At 47.7% G+C, this 306-nt stretch carries 1 tRNA gene; it reads left to right on the top strand.

Features of this window, described 5'->3' with window-relative positions:
* Nucleotides 1-95 precede the first annotated feature (95 nt).
* A tRNA-Ile gene (locus PSHG_RS26120) sits at nucleotides 96-172 on the top strand.
* Nucleotides 173-306: the final 134 nt, after the last annotated feature.

Here is a 306-nt window from a genome sequence, read left to right on the forward strand (position 1 = left end):
AGAGGGTTATTCAACCTGATCAACATTCATTTGCCAAGCAAGATGAAGAAGCTGGGCGAAACCATGTCCAGGTTATTTTTTTGTGAAAGCAAAATGGGCCCTTAGCTCAGCTGGTTAGAGCGCACCCCTGATAAGGGTGAGGTCGGTGGTTCGAGTCCACTAGGGCCCACCAATTGAGTCTTCGAAAAGTGAATACACCTAATTGATGAAGCATCAGTTCACGTTTGGGCAAGGTGTTATGGGGCTCCCCGAAAAGTACTCGGAATCCGCCTCGAAGCAAGACGTCACTTTTTGGGGTAGGAATAA

This window comes from Paenibacillus senegalensis JC66, assembly GCF_000285515.1.
GTDB lineage: Bacteria > Bacillota > Bacilli > Paenibacillales > NBRC-103111 > Paenibacillus_L > Paenibacillus_L senegalensis.